Source organism: Micromonospora sp. NPDC047756 (assembly GCF_055587245.1).
The window spans coordinates 241,720-262,214 of record NZ_JBVJGQ010000007.1 but is presented as its reverse complement, the minus strand read 5'-3'; the positions used below and the strand labels follow the sequence as shown (position 1 = coordinate 262,214).

The following is a 20,495-nucleotide window of genomic DNA, read 5'->3' as shown; positions in this document are numbered from 1 at the left end:
GGGGCAACCGCCCCTGCTCACCGCGGGATGGTCTCCTGATTGGCCAGAACGATCAGGTCGTCGGGGCGGGCCGACAGCGACGCCGTCGCCCCGTCGAGCCACACGAGATAATCCACCGGTGGACCGGACGCACCCCAGCGGGCACCGATGATGGTGGCGGACCGCCCGTCGTGCGGCGGCGTGAGCAGGCGTACCCGGGTGCCCGGCGCGTGCCCGTCGTCGGCGACGATCAGCAACGCGTCGAGGATCTGCCGGGCCCCGACGACGGGCAACCCCGCAACGTACGGCTCGCCCGCGTATCCCAGTCGCGGGGTCATCATCGTGCCCAACAGCGCTGTCTGCCGGATCGCCTCCTGGCGGACCTGCCCGTCCGGGCTGCGTCCGGCCACGGTCAGCGCCTTCTGGATGCGCGACCAGAGGGCCAGTGGCTCCTGGTCGAGCAGGCGGCGGGCCTCTCGGTCGACGTCTGCGCAGGCCGTGTCGAGTGCGGTGTCCTCGCCGAGTTCCGCGATCCAGGCGAGGTCGCCCACTTCCGGCAGCAACCCCGGCGACTCGGCCACGATGACGATGAACAGCATCGCGAGCAGTTCCGCGCGGCCCTCGCCGTGATAGAGCGAGCCGACCCCGCTGCCGGTACGCCCACGGCTGGGCGGGAACCGCTCGACGAGGTGCTGCGCCCGGCCATGAGGAAGGGCCGCGGCCCGTCTGGTGTCCGTCACCCGTTCCTCGAACGACCGCCGTTCACGGTATTCGACGAGCAGCTGACGATGCGGGTCGAACCCGATCGGATAGATCGTCCGCCCGTACCTGGAAAGGGTTTCGCCGGGCCGAAGGCCGACCGACTCGAGTTGCCGGGCCGCCTCCGAGTAGGCAACGCCAGCCCGCGCCGCGTGCTCCCGGATGGCGCGTTTGCGGGCGCGTCCGGGGGCCGGGGTCCGTCGGGGGGTGGGATCAGACATGACGCCTCCGGTGCAGCCCCACGCACTTCACCGAACGGGCGACGTGACCGGCACGCCGAGAGTCGACACATCGGCGCGGAGTCGGAGACTCTTGGCCCCGGGCATGTGGTCGGGCGTGGGCCACCACATCGGGCGCTGGCAGGCGCTCTGCCGTGGCCAGCATATCGTGGGGCAGGCCGTCGGTGTGGGCGTGCACACCCTGGTCGCCCTTTGCCTCGACGACTGCGGTGTCAGCCCGTGTCAGCCGATGTCGGTGGCGTGTCGGGGCGGTGTCAGCGGGCCCGCGCATGCTGTACGTATGACAAGTGACCTGGTGATCGAGGCCGAGGGTCTCGTGAAGACGTTCGGGAAGACGAGGGCGCTGCAGGGCGTGGACCTCGCCGTGTCCCGGGGGACGGTGCTCGGGGTGCTCGGCCCCAACGGCGCCGGTAAGACCACCGCCGTTCGCATCCTCTCCACCCTGCTGACCCCGGACGGCGGAACCGCCCGGATCGGTGGTTTCGACGTGGTACGGGACGCCGAACGCGTTCGGCAGAGCATCGGACTGACCGGCCAGTACGCCTCGGTCGACGAGGACCTGACCGGTCGGCAGAACCTGGAGTTGTTCGGCACCCTGCTGGACCTGGGGCGCGGCGGTGCCCGTCGGCGGGCCGCCGAGCTGCTCGACTGGTTCGACCTGACCGATGCCGCGAACCGTCAGGCCAAGACCTACTCCGGCGGCATGCGGCGACGGCTCGACCTGGCCGCCAGCCTCGTCGGCTCGCCTGACGTGATCTTCCTCGACGAGCCGACGACCGGGCTCGACCCGGCCAAGCGCGAGGACATGTGGGACGTGGTCCGAACGCTGGTCAACAACGGCTCGACGGTGCTGCTGACCACGCAGTATCTGGAGGAGGCCGACGCGCTCGCCGACGCGATCACGGTGATCGACCACGGTCGGGTGATCGCACACGACACTCCCGACGGGCTCAAGCGGGTGGTCGGTGGGCAGACCCTGGAGGTCCGGCCGTCCGACCCGGCGCACCTGCCGCGTACCGCGGAGATCCTGACCCAGGTCGGCTCCGGCGCGCAGGCCGACGAGATCCGCAAGGGGGTCCTCGCGGTGCCGGTCACCGACGACACGGCCCTGACCGAGAGCGTCGCGCGCTTCGCCACGGCCGGGATCGCGGTCACCGAACTCTCCCTGCACCTGCCGAGCCTCGACGAGGTGTTCTTCACCCTCACCGGACGTACGGCATCGGAAGACGACACCACCCGCCCCACGGAGGTCGCGGCATGAGCACTCTGACCGACGCACCATCCACCCGGAACCGGGCGCTGTCGACGATCACCGCCAACCCGCGACCGTTCCGACTGGTCCGGCACTCGTTGGCACTCGCCAAACGCAGCCTCATCAAGACCTGGCGGACGCCCGAGGCGCTCATCGACGTCACCCTGCAACCGGTGCTGTTCCTCATCATCTTCGTGTACGTCTTCGGCGGGGCGGTCGCCGGCTCGACCCACGACTACCTGCAGTTCCTGCTGCCCGGCATCCTGGCGCAGACGATCGCGACCGGCGCCATCGCGATCGGTGTCAACCTCAACACCGACATCGCCAAGGGCATTTTCGACCGGTTCCGGTCGTTGCCGATCCCCCGTTCCGCCCCACTGGTCGGCGCGGTCCTCGGCGATGTCGTCCGGTACGTGATCGTCACCGTGTCGACCCTCGCGATCGGCTACGTGATGGGTTTCCGGATCGAGACCGACCTGTTCCGGGCCATCGCCGGGTGTCTGCTCGCGGTGCTGTTCGCGCTCTGCCTGAGCTGGCTGCCGGTGCTGGTATCGATGAAGGTGCGGACCGCGGGTGCCGTGCAGGGTGTGATGTTCGCGTTGATCATGCCGCTGAGCTTCGCGTCCAACGTGTTCGTCGGCGCGGACACCCTGCCGGGCTGGATGCAGACGTTCGTGGACGTCAACCCGATGACTCACCTGGTGGCGTCGGTACGCGGTCTGTTCCTCGGCGCCCCACTGGGCAACCACGTGTGGTGGACGCTCGCCTGGTGCGCCGGCTTCGTCGCGGTGTTCATGCCGCTGGCGCTGCGGGCGTACCGTAAGAAGATCTGACCTGGTCACGGCGTCGGCACCCGGTGGGGCCGGCGCCGTGGCCGAATGCCGGTCCACATCCATTGACCGACGTCGCTATGTGCGACATGATTTCCCCACCATGGCGGAGTTACGGGTGCGGTCGGTCGAGGACCACCCGCCGCGGAATCACCGCCGACCGACAGTGGCACGTCGCCGCCTGCTCACCGCTGGCGCGGGCGTCGCCGCAGCGACCAGTTGGCCGCGCGGATCGCGCACCTGGTCCGTGACACCTCCGCCGGCCCACGCAGCGCGTGCATCCTCGACTGCCAGGTTGTCAGCGGGAAGAGCTGCCGTCCGTCGAAGCGCACGGGTCCGTCCGGACGGCTCGAACGCCGGGCGGCGAACCCCGCGCCGCTCTGTTCGGCGGCAGCCCGGACCTCCACCTGCTGTGGGCCGGCAGCGACGTCGTCCCCGACCCGACATCGGTCACCCCTTCGTCTCAGCCTCTGGAGGACTACGTGTTACGTCGACTCATCGCCTCGTCTATTACGGTCATGGCACTGCTCCTGGCCTCGACGGCGGCACCGGCGGTCGCGGCCGGGTACATGTTCAAGCCGGGACACCCGATGTTCCTCGGGAAGAAGAACAACCTCAATGACTACTGCACCGGCGGTTACGCCGTTCGGGGCACGTCCGGCATGTTCATCGCCACCGCTGGGCACTGTTTCGGCATCGCCGGTCTACCGCCGGCGGCGCAACGCATCGTCTACGGCACCGACGCGCGCTTCGGATACGCGATCAGGAACGACAACGTCGGCGACTACTGGGGCGACAACAGTTTCGACGGAGCGTTGGTCCAGCTCGACTCGGGCAACGACGCCCAGCAGATCGTTGTCGACCCGCTGACGGGCCGGTCGCCAGGGAACGGGCGGGTGACCGGCTACTACCGCAACAGCGCTCTCTCCCAGGGCTTCGTCATCGGCAAGATGGGGCGGACCACCGGGTGGACCGAAGGCACCGTGACGAGCTGGCAGGTGCTGACCTACGACGACGGTATGCGCGACTATCTCCTGTGCTCCACCGTGCCGGCGGCTGGTGGTGACAGCGGTGGGCCGGTCTGGCGGCAGGACGCCAACGGCGTCATGGCGATCGGGATCGTGGTCGCCTCGACGAACGGCAGGATGTGTTTCAACCCCATCGAGAACGTCCTCTCCCGGTTCGGGGCCTGGCTGCCGGTGTTCGCCGCGAGTAGCGCCACGACCTCGACCTCAGCCGCCCAGCCTCTCGTCGTGAGCGAGCGCCGCGGCCCGGCGGTTCCGGTCAACCTCACGCCAGTCATGGCCGAACGCCTCTGAGGCCTGTCTCGGACGTGCCGGCTGGCATCGCCGAGCTCTAGACCAGCAGGTCGTTCATCAGCTCGCGGATCCGGGCGGCCGCGGCGGCGACCGGTCGGCCGCGCCACGCGACAAGCAACGACTCGCGCCGCTCCTCGTCAGCGAGGGCGGCGTCGAGTCGTTCGGCCCGCCCGGGTGGGAAGAACATTCCGACGTGGGTGCCGACCCGGGTGGCGAGCGTGAACAGTTCCCGCGCGGTCGCCTCGTCACCGCGGTACGCCGCGAGCTCGGCGCCGCCCTGGGCCCACGCGCCGATGATGGGCAGGTCCTTCGAGGCGAGTGCGTCTCCCCGGGCGAGGGTCAACAGGGCGACCGCGTGCGCGTCGGGGTTGTCCCCCGGCACCGGCCGCGCCTGCGCCACCCGCAGGTCGAGGACCGCCACGGCGACGCGCAGCATGGCCTGCGGCTGTGGCTGCGGGCTCGTCCAGCCGCGCAGGATCCGGGTCACCCGGGCACCGCACGCGCGGGCCTCGTCGTACTGCTGACGCTGCCACGCCAGGTGGGCCAGCCCGAGGCAGGCGACCGCGGCGTCCACCGCCTCACCGTCGCCGGGGGCGGCCGTCTCCACCAGTCGTCGTTCGGCCGTGCCGTCGCCGCTCAGGGCGAGCTGCACGTCCAGCCGTACCCGGATCGACCGGGCGTCCTGGGTGGCACCGATCATCTCCATGTGGCGGACGCTGCGCGCCAGCCACTCGGCCGATCCGGTGTCGGCGCTGGGATTGAGGAACTGCCCGACGGCACCCGCCGCCATCGCCATTCCCCAGTGGTCACCGGCGACCGCGAAGCGGTGGTATGCCTGCTCGGCATCGGCGACCGACGCCTCGGGCATGCCGCCGTTCTCGCGGACGGCGGCGCGGGCGAACAAGCCGAGTGCCTGCACGTACGGGTCGGGGTGCGCGATCATCTCGTCGGCCGCCTTCACGCTGCGATCCGCGTCGGACGTGTCGAACTGGGGCAGCGCGGACGCGAGGATCGTCAACCGGGACGACACCTCGTCGGGGCGCTCGGCGAGGAGCGTCCGCAGTGCCCGCCGGGCGAGCACCGCGAGCCGCAGTTCACCGCTGATGCCGGAGTTCACCCCGGTCAGCAGGCACAGCCAGGCGAGGCGGTCGGCGTCGGGTAGCGGTCGGCCGGCACCACGCCCGTGCAGGATCGCCGAGTGGCGTCGTCGGACCGGGTCGTCGACCCCCATCATCCCGCGCGCCCACCCGAGGACCTCCAGGTGCAGGCCGCGCACCGTCCAGAGGTGGAGCAGCGCCGTCGCGACGTCGACGGTGGCCGGCTCGTCGTCCTCGGCGTGCGCCCAACGCAGGGCCGCGAGCAGGTTGTCCTGCTCGGCGGCGCAGTGGTGCAGCGCCTCGACCTGGCCGGGGCCGACGAATCGGCCGGCGAGCGCGACCGCCCGTTCGCGGGCCCACGCGACCATCCCGGTCATGGCCGCCCGTCGGGCACCGGCCGCGTCGAGTCGGGCTTCGCCGTACTCACGGACCGTTTCGAGCATGCGGTAACGCGGCGGGCCGTCCCCCTCGACCAGGGACAACAGGGACTGTTCGACGAGTGTCGCCAGGCCGCGACGGACGTCCGGGGTCTGTGCGACGGCGGCGGCGAGGTCAGCGGTGAAGGGCGCGGGGATGACCGCGACCCGTTGCAGCAGGTCGCGGTCGTCCTCGGCGAGCAGTTCCCTGCTCCAGTCGACGAGCGCCCACAGGCTCGCGTGCCGCTCGGGCAGGCCGCGCAGGGCGTCGTCGAGCAGCGCGAACCGGTCGGTCAACCCGGCGAGCACGTCGTCGATCGGCATGTGTCGCAGTCGTGCGGCGGCCAGTTCGAGGGCCAACGGCAGGTTGTCGAGCCGGTGGCACAGGGCGAGCGCCCGCTCGGTGTCCCACGTCGGTACGGCGCCACCGGCCCGTGCCCGGGACTCGACCAGCGCGAGCGCGTCGGCGTCCGGCAACGCGGTCAGCCGGTGCACCAGCTCGCCGACCAGGCCCAGTGGCGCACGGCTCGTCGCGAGCACCGCGACCTCCGGCGAGGCCGCCGCGACCAGGTCCGCGACGACGACGGCCACCGCGTCGAGCACGTGCTCGCAGTTGTCCAGCACCACCAGCCCGTCGAGGTCCGGGGCCACGGCGCGCAGCCGCTCCTCGGGGCTGAGAACCCGCCGCTCCAGACCCAGGTTGCCGCCGGTCGCCGTGGTGTCCGCACCGCCGAACGCGGCGAGCACAGTGGGCAGCACCTCGTCGGGCGAGCGCAGACCGGCGAGTTCGATCACGCGGACCGCCCGCCCACCCGCCGCCGTACGCCTGGCCACCTCGGCGGCGAGCCGCGTCTTACCCGCCCCGCCCGTTGCCACGACCGTCACGAGCGGCGCCTGGGCGAGCGCGTCGGTGACGGTCTTGACGTCGTGCTCCCGCCCGACGAGGGCGGCCATGGGGCGGCGCCACGCGGCGGGCAGCGTGATCCGCGCCTGTTGCCGAGGCGGTGCCGCGACGGGTGGCGCGGTGAGTTCGCCGCGCAACAACGCCAGGTGGACGCTTGTGATCACGGGTGACGGGTCGGTGCCGTAGCGGTCGGCCAGGTCGGCGCGCAGCTGCTCGACCATCTCCAGCGCCTCCGCCTCCCGGCCCTGGGCGGCGAGCACCCGGACGAGCAGGGCGGCGGACGGCTCGTCCGGCGGTGTCCGCGCGGCGAGTCGACCGAGGTCCGCCTCGTCGAACGGGCCGGCGCCGGCGAGTGCCGCCTGCGCGCGCAGTGCGGCGACCTCCGCGAACAGGCGGGTGTCCTCGGCGCTGACCAACTCGGGCACCTCGGGGAACAGGGCCCGCGCCTGATCGGCCAGGCCGCGGGCGGCACCGACGTCACCGCACTGCAACACCGTGCCGGCCCGATCGACGAGCGCGCGCGCCTCGACCGCGTCGACGGTGATCTCCTCGGCGGGCAGCCGGTATCCGCCCGGCACCGCGAGCACGGGCAGGCCGAGACGACGGACGCGGGACACGAGCGCCTGGACAGCGCCGGTCGCGTCGTCGGGCGGGACGCCGTCCCACACGGCGTCCACGAGCAGACCCACCGAGACCGCCCGCCCGCGCGCCTGCACGAGCGCGCGGAGCACCGCCGCGAGCCGTTCACCCCGAACGGGCTTGCCGTCGACGGCGAGTGGGCCGAGGGTCGCGATGTGCACGGACCCAGCATCCCCCACGCGTGCACGGAGCCGACGAGCACCGGCCCGTCCGGCAGGTCACCGGCCGCGACCGGCTTGACAGGCCGTCACCCGGTTAGGTTAGCCTAACCTCATGCAGAACGAGTTGGCGTCGGTCAACGGGGAGCGCAGCCTGTCCGGCGTCGACCTCCGTCTGGGCTACCACGGTGTGCCGGTCGTGCACGGTGCGGCGATCAGCCTCCGCGCGGGTGCCGTCACCGCACTGGTGGGGCCCAACGGCAGCGGGAAGTCCACACTGCTACGGGCCCTGGCCCGGCTGCACCCGATCGAGGCCGGAATCGTGCACCTCACCGACGGCGTCGCGGCCGCCAGCCTCCCGTCCCGGGAGTTCGCCCGGCGGGTCACCCTGCTCGCCCAGAGCCGTCCGGTGCCCAGCGGGGTCACCGTCCACGACGTCGTCGGCTACGGCCGGCACCCCTACCGGGGGCGCTGGCGCACCGAGGACCCGGACGGTCCCGCCGCCATCGCCCGCGCCATGGACGTCACCGGCGTCGCCACGATGGCCGACCGTCCCGTCGACGAACTCTCCGGCGGCGAGTTGCAGCGGGTCTGGTTGGCCACCTGCCTGGCCCAGAACACCCCGGTGCTGCTCCTCGACGAACCCACCACGTTCCTCGACCTGCGCTACCAGGTGGAGATCCTCGACCTGGTCCGTGACCTCGCCGACGACCACGGCGTCGCCGTCGGCGTCGTGCTGCACGACCTCAACCAGGCCGCCGCCGTGGCGGACGAGGTGGTCCTGTTGCAGCAGGGCCGGGTCCGCGCCACCGGCACCCCGGCCACCGTGTTCACCGAGGAAGCCCTCAGCGAAACCTACGGAATCCGCATCGAGGTGACCACCGATCCGATCAGCGGACTGGTCACCACCCGCCCCGTCGGGCGACACGCGGTCCGCGCTCTGGTCTGAAACACCCTTCATCCCCAGCAGAGAAAGACCGTCATGACCCGTACCCGTTTCACAGCCCTCGTCGCCGTCGTGGCCGCCCTGACACTCGGCGCCTGCGGCACCACCGAGAAGACCGCCACTCCCGAAACCTCCGCCTCGGCCTCCGGCGGGCCGGTCACCATCACCGACAGCCGCGGCAAGGAAATCACCCTCAAGGCCCCGGCGACCAAGGTCGTCGGGCTCGAGTGGGGCGAGGTCGAGATGCTGGTCAGCCTGGGCGTCATGCCGGTCGGTGTGGCCGACCCGAAGGGCTACGGCACCTGGGTCACCTCCGCGAAGCTCGACCCGAGCGTCAAGGACGTCGGCGCCCGCGGCGAGCCCAGCATCGACTCGATCGTCGCCCTCCAGCCCGACCTCGTCGTGATGGAGGACGACCGGGGCGGCACCATCGTCAGTCAGCTGGAGAAGTTCGTCCCCGTCGTGGTCGCCAAGGCCAGTGACGCCACCGACAACCTCGGCCGGATGCGCGCGGACCTCAACATGATCGCGAAGGCCGTCGGCAGGACCGCGCAGGCGGAGAAGCTGCTGGCCGACTTCGACACGGCCATCGCCGACGGCAAGAAGAAGATCGCCGACGCGGGCGCCGCCGGCCAGCCGTTCGCCATCGCCGACGGCTGGAAGGAGGGCAGCACCGTCAGCATCCGGATGTTCGGCAAGGGCGCGCTCGTCTCCCAGATCGGCATCCAGCTCGGCCTCACCAACGCCTGGACCGGCAAGACCGATGAGGTGTGGGGCCTGGGCCAGACCGACGTCGAGGGCATGACCGTGCTCAAGGACCCGAACATGCGTCTCTTCTACAACGCCTCCGACGGCGACGACGTGTTCGCCGACGGGCTCGCCAGCAACGCCATCTGGAAGTCGCTGCCCTTCGTGCAGAAGGGCAACCTGCACAAGATGCCCAACGGCATCTGGACCTTCGGCGGGCCGCTCTCCGGCAAGCAGTACATCGACGAACTCGTCAAGACGTACGCGGTGTGAGCGTGCTGAACGCACCCCCACGTCCGGAGCCGGCCACCCGGCCGGCTCCGGACGGGCACCGGGCCGTACCCCGCGTCGCCGGGGTCTTCGTCGCGGCGCTCCTGCTGCTGCTCGTGGTCGGCGCGGTGCACCTCACCCAGGGCACCTCGACCGTCGGGGCCCTCGACCTGCTGCGGCTGGCGACCGGCGGCGACGACGAGGCGGCCCGGGTCCTGATCGCGTCCCGGCTGCCCCGGCTGCTCGCCGGTCTGGCCATCGGCGTGGCGCTCGGGTTCGCCGGCGCGGCGTTGCAGTCGATCGCCCGCAACCCGCTCGCCTCCCCCGACACCCTCGCGGTGAACGCGGGCGCCCACCTGGCGATCGTCGCCGTCGCCGCGTTCGGCGTCTCGTTGCCGGCGCTGCCCTCCGGCGGCCTCGCCTTCGGCGGCGGGCTGGCCGCGGCCGGCCTGGTGATGGCGATGTCCTCCGGTGGGCAGGCCGGCACCACCCGGCTGATCCTCGCCGGCTCGGCGACCGCGCTGGCGCTCGGGTCGGTGACCACCCTGCTGCTGCTCCTCTTCGAGCAGGCCACCATCGGTCTGTTCGCCTGGGGCAACGGCTCGCTGGTGCAGAGCGACCTGACCGCGCTGACCCAACTTGCCCCGGTGATCGTCGGCGCGGCCCTCGTGCTCGTGCTGCTCGGGCACCGCCTCGACATCCTCGCCCTCGGCGACGACACCGCCACCGTGCTCGGCCTCGACGTGCGGCGTACCCGACTCACCGTCATGGTGCTGGCCGTGCTGCTCTCCGCCGCCGCGGTCACCCTCACCGGCCCGGTCGGCTTCGTCGGCCTGTGCGCACCGGTGATCGTCCGGCTGCTCGCCCCGGTGGTGCCGGGGGTGCACCGGCACCGTGTCCTGCTGCCGTTGTCCGGCATCGCCGGGGTCATCATCGTGCTCGGCTCCGACGTGCTGCTGCGGGCCGTGATGGGCGGGCAGGCCGGCGTCGACATCCCCACCGGCGTGGTCACCACCCTGCTCGGCGCGGCGATCCTCATCTGGCTGGCCCGCCGGCACCGCGACGCGGGCCCCACCCGCCGCCCGCCCGGCGGGCACGCGGCCGTCCGCTCCGCCGCCTTCCACCGCGGCGTCGTCGCGGTCACCGCCGTCGTGACCATCGCCGCCGTGACGGTCGGCATGCTCGTCGGCGACACGTGGGTGCTGCTCGGGGATGTCGTCAACTGGATCAACGGCAGCACCGGCCCCGCGTACACCTTCGTGCTGGACCAGCGGTGGCCGCGCGTCGCCGCGGCGGTCCTGGCCGGCGCGGCGCTCGCGGTCGCCGGCACCACGGTGCAGGCGGTCTGCCGCAACCCGCTGGCCGAACCCGGCATCCTCGGCATCACCGCCGGCGCCGGGCTCGGCGCGGTCTCCCTGCTCACCTTCGTGCCGCTGGCCGGGGTGTGGGCGGTCTCCGGCGTCGCCGGTCTCGGCGCGATGGCGGCGTTCGCCCTGGTCTACGGCCTGGCCTGGCGCGGCGGGCTGAGTTCCGACCGACTCGTGCTGATCGGCTTCGGTGCCTGGCAGGGCGGCATGGCAGTGATCACCTTCCTGGTCGTCGCCTTCGACCCGTGGAACACCGGGAAGGCGTTGACCTGGCTCTCCGGCTCCACCTACGGCCGGATGCCGACCCAGGTGCTGCCGGTGCTCATCGCCCTGCTCGTGCTCACGCCGGCCGTTGTCGCCGCCCGCCGGGAGCTCGACCTGATGGCGTTGGACGACGACACCCCCCGGGTGCTGGGCGTCCGTCTGGAACGCACCCGGTTGATCGCGCTCGGCGCGGCGGCGCTGCTCACCTCCACCGCCGTCTCGGCCGTCGGGGTCATCGGCTTCGTCGGCCTGGTCGCGCCGCACGCCGCGCGGGCTCTGGTGGGCGGGCGGCACTCCCGGGTGCTTCCGGTGGCGGCCCTGCTCGGCGCGGCGCTGGTCAGCATCGCCGACACCCTCGGCCGGACGATCATCGCTCCGGCCCAGGTCCCCGCCGGTCTGGTCACCGCCATGATCGGCACCCCGTACTTCGTCTGGCTGCTGTGGCGCTCGCGCGCCGTGACGAACAACCCCCGCTAGCTGCCGAGCCGAGAGAGACACCATGACCGAGACCCTGCCCATCGCCCCCTGGCGCGTGTTCACCGTCACCGTCGCGGCGCTACGCCGGCTCAGCCCGTCCTTCGTCCGGGTGACCTTCACCGGCGTCGACCTCGACCGCTTCGCGGACAACGGGTACGACCAGCGGATCAAGCTGGTGCTGCCGGTGCCCGGTCAACACGGGGTGAACCTCACCGGTGGCGCGGACTGGTACGCGGCCTGGCGGGCCCTGCCCGAGCACCTGCGCAACCCGATCCGCACCTACACGGTGCGGGCGGTCCGCCCGCACCTGGCCGAGGTCGACGTCGACCTGGTGCTGCACGGCGATGGTGGTCCGGCGACGCGCTGGGCTCGGCGCGCGAGCGTCGGCGACGAGATCGCCCTCGTCGGTCCGGACGCGGGCTACGACGGCAGCCACGGCGGCATCGAGTTCCGGCCGTCGACCGGGAGCTGCCTGCTGCTGGCCGGTGACGAGACCGCCGTGCCGGCGATCGCCGGCATCTGCGAGCGGCTCCCCCTCGACACCCGGGGCACGGTCCTGCTGGAGGTGCCCGACGCCGACGACGTGTTGCCGCTGGTCACACCCCCGGGCATCGAGGTCCGCTGGCTCCCTCGGGGCCTCGACGCACACGGCAGCCGGCTGGTGCCCGCGGTCGCCGCCGCAGCGGAGGAACTGCTGCTCCCAGGCCCCTCCGGGACCGGGCAACCCGTCGCGGACCTGGACGTGGACACCGAGATCCTGTGGGAGGTCCCCGAGGAGGTGGCCGCGGCACCCCTGTACGCGTGGTTGGCCGGGGAGGCCGGCGTGATCCGTACCCTGCGGCGGCACCTGGTCTCCGAGCGAGGGCTGGACCGGCGGGCGGTGGCCTTCATGGGTTACTGGCGTCTCGGGCACGCCGACCCCGCCTGATCAGCCACGCCGCCGCCCCGGCAGCCACGCCGCTGGCCGGGCAGCCGCACGGTCGGGCCGAGGGCCGGGGCAGGCCGTGAGGTGCGTCGGTGGCCGCGCGGTGCGTACAGTTTCGGGTCGGACTTGGGGCGAGCCGGGGCGACCCGGCACGGGATACGGGACGAGACGACGACGCATGACGGTGGACAAAATTACCGAAAACGGTCAAGAGGGCATTGACCGAAGCCGGCTGGAGGCCTGCCTCAGCGTCTTCGAGGCATTGGAGGCGCTGCCCTCCGACCACCCCGACGTGGTGCGGGTGCAGCGGGCCACCGCCCGGCTCTACAAGGTGATCAAGCAGCGGCGGCGGGAGGAACGGCGAGACGCCATCCTCGCCGCCGACCGCGCCGTGACGGAGGCCACCGCCACCGGCGCTCCGGGGCGGATCGACGACGAGACGCAGGGCATTCCGCTCGCGTCCACCGTCGCGGGCGAGACGGCGGGCTTCCTGCACAATCCGCGCGGCTGCTACGTCTGCAAGCAGCGCTACCGTCAGGTGGACGCCTTCTACCACCAGCTCTGCCCGTCCTGCGCCACGTTGAACCGGGAGCGCCGCGACGCCCGCACCGACCTGACCGGCCGGCGCGCGCTCCTCACCGGCGGCCGGGCCAAGATCGGCATGTACATCGCGCTGCGGCTGCTGCGCGACGGCGCACACACCACGGTGACCACCCGGTTTCCGCACGACGCGGTCCGCCGCTTCGCCGCGATGCCCGACAGCGCCGACTGGCTGCACCGGCTGCGGATCGTCGGGATCGACCTGCGTGACCCCGCCCAGGTGATCGCCCTCGCTGACGACGTCAGCAGCCAGGGTCCCCTCGACATCCTGATCAACAACGCGGCGCAGACCGTCCGCCGGTCCCCCGGGGCGTACGCGCAGCTCATCGCCGCCGAGGCCGCGGCCCTGCCGGACGGTCCGCTGCCGGAGCTGATCACATTCGCCAAGCCGGACGGGCAGGGCGGCCCGGTGGGCACCCTCACCGCCGGCCCACAGTCGGCGGCGCTCACCCCGCACGCGCTCACCGCGCTGGCGCTGACCAGCGGTTCGGCCTCGCCGGAACGGATCGCGGCGTCCACCGCCATCGACGCCGGCGGGCTCGTGCCCGACCTGGACTCGGTCAACAGCTGGGTGCAGCGGGTCCAGGAGGTGGACCCGGTCGAGCTGCTCGAAGTGCAGCTGTGCAACGTCACCGCGCCGTTCGTGCTGGTCAGCCGGTTGCGCCCGGCGATGGCCGCCGCGTCGGCCCGCCGCAAGTACGTGGTGAACGTGTCGGCGATGGAGGGTCAGTTCGGCCGCGGTTACAAGGGGCCGGGGCACCCGCACACCAACATGGCCAAGGCGGCGTTGAACATGCTGACCCGCACCAGCGCCGAGGAGATGCTGACCGACGGCATCCTGATGACCAGCGTCGACACCGGCTGGATCACCGACGAACGCCCCCATCCGACGAAGATGCGGCTGGCCGACGAGGGCTTCCACGCCCCACTGGACCTGGTCGACGGCGCGGCCCGGGTGTACGACCCGATCGTCCGCGGCGAGCAGGGTGAGGACCTGTACGGCTGCTTCCTGAAGGACTACGCGCCCTGCGCCTGGTGATCGCCGCGACGAGGATGATCGCCCGCACCGAGAAGGAGAAGAACATGTCAGCTGACCGTGAATCGTGGCCGACGCTCGACGAACTGCTGCGCGAGGAGGACGAGCTGGAGCTCGCGGGCCTGTCCGAGACCGACGCGTACGAGCTGGGGATGCTCGCCGTCGCCGCCGCGACCGAGCAGCGGCTGCCGGTCTCGGTGGGCGTGTGGCGGGCCGGGCGGCAGCTGTTCCACTGTGGCCTGCCGGGGTCGACGGCGGACAACGACGCGTGGCTGCGCCGCAAGGGGCGGGTGGTGATGCGCTTCGAGCACTCCTCGCTCTACATGGCCCGGCTGTGCCAGGACAAGCAGGTGACGCTGGCCGAGCGGTTCGGCCTGCCGGCCTCGCGGTACGCGGCGGCCGGGGGCGCGGTGCCGCTGCGCGTGCGCGGCACCGGTGTGGTGGGCTGGGTCGGTGTCTCCGGGCTGCCGCAGGTGGACGACCACCGTTTCGTGGTCGACATCCTGCGCAAGCTCCCCCGCTAGAGCGTTCCCGGCGGCCTCGTGGGCGAGGCCGCCGGGTCACAGGCTCAGCGTGCGCGTCGGTTGGCCCGTAGGGCGCCCAGGAGCACGCCGGGGCGGGCCAGCGAGTGCGGGTGTTCGCGCAGGGAGACGACGTCGTTGAACCGCCGCGCGGTCGCCACGTCCGTGACGGTCGCGGCGATGACCTGGCTGCTGGCCCAGCGGGAGAACCGGTAGCCGCGCGGGTAGGGCCCGTCGACGTGGGGCAAGGCCAGGTCCGCCGAGGTGGAGAGCGACCAGGCGGCGTCCACCACGACCTTCTGCAGCGCGAGGTAGTGGCGCGCGGGCGCGCGCAGATCCGGACCGGAGCGAAGGTACGTCGACAGGCAGGCCGCGTGCAGGGCCGCCGCGGTCATGCCCTGCCCGTACACCGGGTTGAACGACGCGACGGCGTCACCGACGCTGATCAGGCCGGCCGGGAACCGCTTGAGCGCGTGGAAGTCCCGTCGTCGACTGTCGGCATGGTGGTAGGTCTGGACGTCGCCGATCATCTCCTGGTCGGCGACCTCACCGAACTCCGGTGGAAACTGCTCGCGCAGGCGGCGGACGAAGTCGCCCGCGGTACGCCCCGGACGGTCGTTGCCGTAACCGGCCATCATGGCCATCCACCGACCGTCCTCGATGGCGAAGAACGCGGCCCCGGCCACGTCCGTCGCCGATTTCGGCGTGTTCAGAGCCAGGACGACCGTCGCGGCCGGGGTGACCTCTGGGCGGCGGAACAGGGCTGTCGCGTAGTTGAGGTGCACTGTCATCCGCCGGGTGACCGGCCGGTCCCAGTCGGCCTGCTCCAGCCAGTCCGAGAGTCGGCTCGACCGCCCCATGGCGTCCACCACGAGGTCGGCGCGTTCGACACCGGGCACCCCACCGACGTCGCAGCGGACCCCGGTGACCACGGTGCCGTCGAACACGAGACCGGTGGCGCGGGCGGTGATCGTCTTGACGTTGGGTAGCCGGAGCACCTGCTGGCGGATCAGGCCCTCCAGCAGCGGTCGACTTCCCGCCAGGCTGTCGGCGTCGTCGGGGACGACGACCTTCAGGCGCCCGTCGAGGTAGTTGCGCCGGGCCGCGGGCGGCGCCTCGACCGCTCCGCGCGCCAGTGCCTCGTCGCGGAAGCCGGGAAACAGCCGCTCCAGTTGGAAGAGGCCGCCGGGCAGCAGCGCGTGCAGCTGCGTTCCCTGGGGTACGCCGGGCCGCGCGCCGGTCATCTGCGGGTCGTCCCGGTCGATGATGACGACGGTGTCGGCGTGGTCGGACAGCACCCGGGCGGCCAGTAGACCGGCGACACTGCCGCCGACCACAACGGCCGTGCCCATCGTGGGGGACAGCTGGTCAGGGGGTCGCGCCGCATTCAGTGCTGCGAAGACCCGGGACGGGGAGAGGGACATCGTGCTCTCCAAGGGGGTAACGGGGGTGTGTGCCCTCCCCGGTCACTGCCAGCGACCGCGCGCGGACAGACCGGTGGACGGTCGTTCGACATTTTGCCCGCCGATCGTCGCACAACCCCCTGAAAGGCAACCGGCTGTGTCCGCCAGATGACCACCTGTTGACCGATGGGTCGGATGGATCCGACGTTCGGACGGGTCAGGTGGCGCGCCGTCCGCCCGGCTGTCACGATCTCCGGCATGTCCGTCGCACGTCGCACCCTGCTCGGGGCCGGCCTTGCCGCCGCGACCTCCGCCCTGACCGGTTGCGGTGCCACCGGTGCGCCCGACACCGGGTCGGCCGGCCCCAGCGACGCGGCGACCGGAAAGGGTGCCACCGGCGGCCGGGTCGGATTCGGTTCGGCGGGTGACGCCGGACCGCCACTGAGGGCACCGGACGCACCGGTCGGCGGCAACCCACCGGTACGTCAGGCCCCCTACGCCCAGGACGTGACCGCCCTGCTCCGGCGACACCTGCCCGCGACCCCACAGACCGTGCAACACAAGGGTTTTCCCGGCGCTGTCGCTCTCGTGATGGTGGGCGGGAAGGTGACTGTGCACACCCCGGTCGGTGAGGCGCTGCGGTACTCGGCGGGCCCGAAGCTGCTGGCGGCGAACCAGCGCGTCGCCATGCGCCGAGACTCCATCTTCGACCTCGCCTCGGTCACCAAGGTGTATACGGCCATCCTCCTGTTGCAGCAGGTCGACAAGGGTCGCGTCGACCTCGGCGCCGCGGTGCGTGACTACCTGCCCGCCTTCACCGGCACGGGCAAGGAGCAGATCACCGTCGAGATGCTGCTCACCCACACCAGCGGCCTTCCCGTCGGCGCCACGGTCACCGGCCTGCCCGACAACGCGGCCCGCTGGAACGCCGTGCTCGGCACTCCACTGGTCTCCGGCGCCGTGCCGGGGAAGACGTTCCGCTATTCCAGCGTCGGAGTCATGGTCGCCGGCAAGATCGTCGAGAAGGTCACCGGTCAGCGGCTCGACCAGGCGCTCAAGACCAACCTGACCGGCCCGCTCGGTCTGCGCGACACCGGCTTCAACCCGAACAGCTGGCTGTCGGCCGCCGCGAAGGCCAGCCGGCTGGTCGCCACCGACGCCCGTTCGTCCCGGGGGCTGCTGCGTGGCGTCGTCCACGACGACGTCGCCAACCACCTGGGTGGCATCGCCGGTCACGCCGGCATCTTCGCCTCCGTAGCCGATCTCGCGGCCATCGGTCAGTTGCTCCTCAACGAGGGCGCCTACCGGGGCAAGCGGATCCTCGCCGCGGCAACGGTGCGCCGGATGCTCACCAACCACAACGCCGGCAAACCCGCCATCGACCCCGAGCGCCCCAACCGGACCTCGGCGCACGGCCTCGGCGTCGTGCTCAACCAGAGCTGGTTCATGGGCAAGCTCGCCTCGGCCCGGACCTTCGGCCACACCGGATTCGCCGGCCCCTCGCTCCTGGTCGCGCCCGACCGCAAACTCGTCCTGGCGCTGCTCACCAACCGCGCGCACCCCAACTGGAGCTGGTCGAACCCCGACCCGGTCCGTGCCGCTGTCGGCGACCTGCTCGCCACGAAGGTCAACTGACCGGAAGGTGTGGACCATCGCGCCCCGCCCTGACACGATACTTGCGCTAGTAGTGCAAATACTTCGTCCGTCCTGGTGGAGGATCGATGCACACATCTCGCCGGAGCCTGCTCTCCGTGGTGGCCGGGGTCGTCCTCGCGGCCAGCCTGTCCGCCGTCGCCGTGCCACCCGCCGCCGAAGCCGCCACCACACCGGCACACCGTCCAGTGATCTTCGTGCACGGCAGCGCGGGATCGGCGGCGCAGTTCGAGACCCAGGCCAAACGACTGGCCAGCAACGGGTACCCGATCGACATCATCGAAGCCCACGAGTACGACTCCCCGAACATCGCGACGATCCTGCCCCAGGTGTACGCGGGACTCGACGCACGGATCTCCCGCCTACTGGCGGCCACCGGCGCGGACCGGGTCGACCTCGTCGCGCACTCGCTGGGCACCTTCGTCTCGCAGGGCTATCTCAACAGCTCGCCGGAGCGTGCCGTCCGGGTCGCGCACTACGTCAACCTGGACGGGCGCACCGCGACCTTCCCGCCGGGTGGGGTTTCCACGCTCGCCATCTGGGGCGAGGGTGACCCGGCCCGCGCCGTCGTGGGCGCCACCAACGTGCACCTGCCGGACCAGTCACACACCCAGACCGTGTCCTCGGCGGAGTCGTTCACCGAGATCTTCGGCTTCCTCCGGGGCCGTGCGCCCCACACGACACGGATCGTGCCGCAACTCTTCGGCGCCGCCCGGGTCTCCGGACGCGCCGTGCTCTTCCCGAGCAACGTCAGTGTCACCGGTGCGACCCTCGAGGTCTACCCGGTCAACCCACTGACCGGCGGCCGACTGTCACACCGGCCCGCGCATCGGCTGTCGCTCGGCGGCGACGGCTCGTTCGGCCCCCTCCCCGTGCTCGCCACGGCCCGGTACGAGTTCGCCATCGTGCGGGCGGGCGCCGCGACGCATCACTTCTACTTCCAGCCGTTCCTGCGCTCGGACTCGTTCCTGCGCCTGGCGACCAGCGAGCCGGGAGAGGGCCTCAGCGGCCTGGTCGAGACCAGCGACCGGCACACGGCGCTGACGATCCAACGGCAGAAGGAGTGGTGGGGCGACCAGGGCGACGCCGGCGACCGCCTCTGGATCAACGGCAGGGACGTGCTGAACGCGGCGAACACACCACGCGCCAAGCGGACGATCGGCATCTTCGCCTTCGACGACGGCAGCGACGGCGTCACCGACCTGACGGCCCCGCTGCCGGAGTTCTTCGGCCAGACCTTCATCACCGGCATGGACGTCTTCATCCCGGCGACGCCGGCACACCTCGGCCTGGTACGCATCACCGTGGGCCACCGCGGCGGCGGCCACGACGTGATCAACGTGCCCAACTGGCGATCGAGCACCGACCGGGTGACGGTCAGCGTGGACGATTTCTGACGCACCTCGCGGGCGGCCCGGCCACCTCAGGTCGAGACGGTGGCCGGGACCGGCACATGTCAGACGGTCACCGGGACCCGCTGGCGCGCTCGCCGCCCGACAGCGAAGCCGACCAGCCCCAGGATCAACCCGACGACCGCCAGAACGACACCCACCCGGGCCGGCGCGAGGTAGCCGAATCCGGCGGCGATGGCGACGCTGCCCAGCGCGGCGCCCAGGCTGTTCGCGATGTTCATCGCCGACTGGTTGACCGCCGCGCCCATCAGTTGCGCTCCCGGGGCGACGGTGATCAGAAGCGCCTGCAGGACCGGGCCGAGATACAGGCTGGTCGCACCGACCAGGAACGCGCCCACGAACAGGCCGACGCGCGTCGACGCCACGAGGCTGAACACGGCGATGCTGACGATCATCGCAACGAAACCGATGACCATGCTGCGCTGAAGGTCTCGGTCCGCCAACCATCCGCCCAGGGCGTTGCCGACGGTCATCCCCAGACCCACCGCGACCAACGTCCACGGCACAGTCGCGGCGGAGAGACCCGCGACGTCGGTGGTGACCGGCGCGATGTAGGTGTTCACCGCGAAGAAGCCGGCGAAGCCGACAGCGCCGGTCGCGGCGACCAGCCAGACCTGCGAGGTCCGCAGCGCCCGCAACTCGGCGGCCGGCGAGCCGTCGACCGCCGCGGCGACCTCGGGAACCACCGCCAGCACCGCCAGCAGGGTGAGCACGAAGAAACCGGCGATGACCAGGTACGCGACCCGCCAGTCGACCGTCTGCCCGAGCCGCGTGATGAGGGGTACGCCGACCAGGTTGCTCACCGTCAGACCGCCGAGGACTGTGGCGAAACCGCGGGCCTCGTTACCGGGTCCCATCAGGGTCGCCGCGAGCAGACCGGCGGCACCGAAGTACGCGCCGTGCGGCAGCGCCGCCACGAAGCGGGCCACCAGCACCAGGTCGAAGGTGGGGGCGAGCGCGGACGCGACAGTGCCGACGGCGAACATCACGAGCAGTCCGAGGACGAGCTTCTTGCGGGGCAGCCGGGCGCTCAACGCGGCGATCAGCGGCGCGCCGACGACCACACCGAGCGCGTACGCGGTGATCATCCAGCCCGCCCGAGCGACGGCGTCCGACGACGAGCGCGCGTACTCGTGCGGAAGCAGACCGCGGGCGATGTCGGGCAGCAGCCCCATCGCCACGAACTCGGTCAGGCCGACCGCGACGCCGCCCAGTGCCAGAGCGGCCAGCGCCGCCAACCGTCGCCCTCTACTCAACTCGATCACCGAAAAAATTTAGCAAC

15 protein-coding genes are annotated in these 20,495 nt (G+C 71.9%); 11 read left to right on the top strand and 4 right to left on the bottom strand.

The features are described from left to right. Positions 1-17: 17 nt before the first annotated feature. On the bottom strand, positions 18-959 hold the full coding sequence (locus tag ACZ6NZ_RS24370) for a hypothetical protein (protein WP_465860325.1): 942 nt from the start codon (positions 957-959) through the stop codon (positions 18-20). 298 nt (positions 960-1,257) lie between these two features. Between ACZ6NZ_RS24370 and ACZ6NZ_RS24365 the strand changes: the two genes are divergently transcribed. From ACZ6NZ_RS24365 to ACZ6NZ_RS24355, 3 genes are all read left to right on the top strand, one after another. Further along, positions 1,258-2,238 (top strand): ATP-binding cassette domain-containing protein, encoded by a 981-nt coding sequence (locus ACZ6NZ_RS24365; protein WP_366609543.1) that lies wholly within the window; start codon positions 1,258-1,260, stop codon positions 2,236-2,238. After that, entirely contained in the window at positions 2,235-3,062 is an 828-nt protein-coding gene (locus tag ACZ6NZ_RS24360) for an ABC transporter permease (RefSeq protein WP_366609544.1), read from the top strand. Before ACZ6NZ_RS24365 ends, ACZ6NZ_RS24360 begins: the two co-directional genes overlap by 4 nt. A gap of 515 nt (positions 3,063-3,577) precedes the next feature. Then, positions 3,578-4,378, top strand: a complete 801-nt coding sequence (locus ACZ6NZ_RS24355; protein WP_465860324.1) for a trypsin-like peptidase domain-containing protein — start codon at positions 3,578-3,580, stop codon at positions 4,376-4,378. A 37-nt stretch (positions 4,379-4,415) separates the two neighbouring features. Here ACZ6NZ_RS24355 and ACZ6NZ_RS24350 read toward each other — a convergent pair whose 3' ends face one another. Continuing rightward, complete coding sequence (locus ACZ6NZ_RS24350; RefSeq protein ID WP_465860323.1) at positions 4,416-7,595, bottom strand: AfsR/SARP family transcriptional regulator; 3,180 nt, start codon at positions 7,593-7,595, stop codon at positions 4,416-4,418. Between the two features lie 112 nt (positions 7,596-7,707). Here ACZ6NZ_RS24350 and ACZ6NZ_RS24345 point away from each other — a divergent pair, with 112 nt between their 5' ends. The 6 genes from ACZ6NZ_RS24345 (at position 7,708) to ACZ6NZ_RS24320 (ending at position 14,748) form a co-directional block, all read left to right on the top strand. After that, positions 7,708-8,541 carry an ABC transporter ATP-binding protein gene (locus ACZ6NZ_RS24345; protein WP_465860322.1) on the top strand — a complete coding sequence of 278 codons (834 nt, stop codon included), beginning with the start codon at positions 7,708-7,710 and terminating at the stop codon, positions 8,539-8,541. 33 nt (positions 8,542-8,574) lie between these two features. Further along, positions 8,575-9,558 (top strand): ABC transporter substrate-binding protein, encoded by a 984-nt coding sequence (locus tag ACZ6NZ_RS24340; RefSeq protein WP_465860321.1) that lies wholly within the window; start codon positions 8,575-8,577, stop codon positions 9,556-9,558. A gap of 5 nt (positions 9,559-9,563) precedes the next feature. Continuing rightward, a complete protein-coding gene (locus ACZ6NZ_RS24335; protein WP_366609856.1) occupies positions 9,564-11,663 on the top strand; it encodes an iron ABC transporter permease in 2,100 nt (699 codons plus the stop codon). 22 nt (positions 11,664-11,685) lie between these two features. After that, positions 11,686-12,591 (top strand): siderophore-interacting protein, encoded by a 906-nt coding sequence (locus ACZ6NZ_RS24330; RefSeq protein WP_465860320.1) that lies wholly within the window; start codon positions 11,686-11,688, stop codon positions 12,589-12,591. A 175-nt stretch (positions 12,592-12,766) separates the two neighbouring features. Beyond that, positions 12,767-14,227, top strand: a complete 1,461-nt coding sequence (locus tag ACZ6NZ_RS24325; RefSeq protein WP_465860319.1) for an SDR family NAD(P)-dependent oxidoreductase — start codon at positions 12,767-12,769, stop codon at positions 14,225-14,227. Between the two features lie 44 nt (positions 14,228-14,271). Continuing rightward, positions 14,272-14,748, top strand: coding sequence for a heme-degrading domain-containing protein (locus ACZ6NZ_RS24320; protein ID WP_366609558.1), 477 nt, complete (start codon positions 14,272-14,274; stop codon positions 14,746-14,748). Positions 14,749-14,792: 44 nt separating this feature from the next. On the opposite strand, the gene ACZ6NZ_RS24315 is transcribed toward ACZ6NZ_RS24320, so the two are convergent. Beyond that, entirely contained in the window at positions 14,793-16,097 is a 1,305-nt protein-coding gene (locus ACZ6NZ_RS24315) for an FAD-dependent oxidoreductase (RefSeq protein WP_465860317.1), read from the bottom strand. A 309-nt stretch (positions 16,098-16,406) separates the two neighbouring features. Between ACZ6NZ_RS24315 and ACZ6NZ_RS24310 the strand changes: the two genes are divergently transcribed. Together ACZ6NZ_RS24310 and ACZ6NZ_RS24305 are read left to right on the top strand one after the other, a co-directional pair. Beyond that, entirely contained in the window at positions 16,407-17,783 is a 1,377-nt protein-coding gene (locus ACZ6NZ_RS24310; protein WP_465860316.1) for a serine hydrolase domain-containing protein, read from the top strand. Positions 17,784-17,869: 86 nt separating this feature from the next. After that, positions 17,870-19,198 carry an alpha/beta hydrolase gene (locus ACZ6NZ_RS24305; protein ID WP_465860315.1) on the top strand — a complete coding sequence of 443 codons (1,329 nt, stop codon included), beginning with the start codon at positions 17,870-17,872 and terminating at the stop codon, positions 19,196-19,198. Between the two features lie 59 nt (positions 19,199-19,257). Here ACZ6NZ_RS24305 and ACZ6NZ_RS24300 read toward each other — a convergent pair whose 3' ends face one another. Beyond that, complete coding sequence (locus tag ACZ6NZ_RS24300) at positions 19,258-20,478, bottom strand: MFS transporter (RefSeq protein WP_465860314.1); 1,221 nt, start codon at positions 20,476-20,478, stop codon at positions 19,258-19,260. Positions 20,479-20,495 lie beyond the last annotated feature (17 nt).